Below are 703 nucleotides of genomic sequence, written 5' to 3' on the forward strand. Positions count from 1 at the left end.
TTCCTCACGGGCTTCGTTCACCGTGACGTTGCCCGTCGCTACAATGTTTGCGGCACCCGTACTGTTTTCAACGCCATTCGTCACGGCCGCCGTGAGCGACGAGCCCGTCAGTACTACGTTGCCTTTCGACGCGTCGGTACTCGCTGCCGCAAGGGTCGCATCGCCGCCCGCCGTAAATTGCGTGCCGACGGCGCGTTCGTCATAAACGTGATCGATTTCTTGCCGCGTCTTGCTGTCCGCCGCCACGTTGTCGAGCTTCGCGGTATCCGTGACCGTCGTGGCCGTCAGATTGCCGCCCGCAATCGCCGACAAATCCTTACCGGCAGAAACGGCTACCCCCTTGAGCGTCGTATCGTTGCCGCTTTGCATCCCCAAGCTGCCGCCTGCGGCGATATCGCTCGTCACGTTCGTCGTCTTCGATTCTTCCCAATGATGCTGATCGTTCAGATACAGCGACTGGTTCGTCATCGCCTGCACCGTATCGACGTTGATGTTTCGGCCCGCCGTCACGAGCGCATCACCACCGGCCGACAGATTCGCGCCATGAAGCGTGAGGTCTCGACCAGCCTGAACCGACAGATCGCCGGTCGACGCGATCGTGCCCTGCTGGCCGATCAAGCTTGTATTGACCTTGCTTGCGCCGGAAGAACCGATTGCGCCGACTGCATCGACCAGCGTCGTGTTGACGATATCGCGGCCCGCA

At 61.0% G+C, this 703-nt stretch carries 1 protein-coding gene; it reads right to left on the bottom strand.

Going from position 1 to position 703, the window contains the following annotated elements; all coding sequences use genetic code 11:
* Window positions 1–703, bottom strand: a 703-nt coding sequence (locus ACV22Z_RS35685) for a hemagglutinin repeat-containing protein (RefSeq protein ID WP_448080934.1), incomplete at both ends; no start/stop codon positions are given.

The organism is Burkholderia sp. PU8-34 (assembly GCF_053427725.1).